At 71.4% G+C, this 252-nt stretch carries 1 protein-coding gene; it reads left to right on the top strand.

Annotation, left to right across the window (positions count from 1 at the left end; genetic code table 11):
- On the top strand, window positions 1–252 hold a 252-nt coding region (locus SB719_RS21500; protein ID WP_412159937.1), incomplete at both ends, for an ATP-binding cassette domain-containing protein.

Raw genomic sequence — 252 nt, 5'->3', positions numbered from 1 at the left:
GGCGTCGCCTCGGCCGAGCGTCTGTTCACGATCCTCGACGCGCCCGACGAGCGCGACACCGGCACGCGCGCCTTGACGCGCGCCCGTGGCGAGATCGAATTCCGTGGTGTCACCGCGCGCTACCCCGACCAGCCCACGCCGGCGCTGCAGGACATCAGCTTCGTCGCCCGGCCCGGCACGGTGACCGCGATCATCGGCCGCTCCGGCAGCGGCAAGTCGACGCTGATCAAGCTGATCCCGCGCTTCTACGAC

The organism is Pantoea sp. SIMBA_079 (assembly GCF_046940275.1).
In the GTDB taxonomy this organism is placed as follows: domain Bacteria; phylum Pseudomonadota; class Gammaproteobacteria; order Enterobacterales; family Enterobacteriaceae; genus Pantoea; species Pantoea borealis.
Note: the sequence above shows the minus strand (reverse complement) of the source record. Positions and strands in the feature narration are given on the sequence as shown.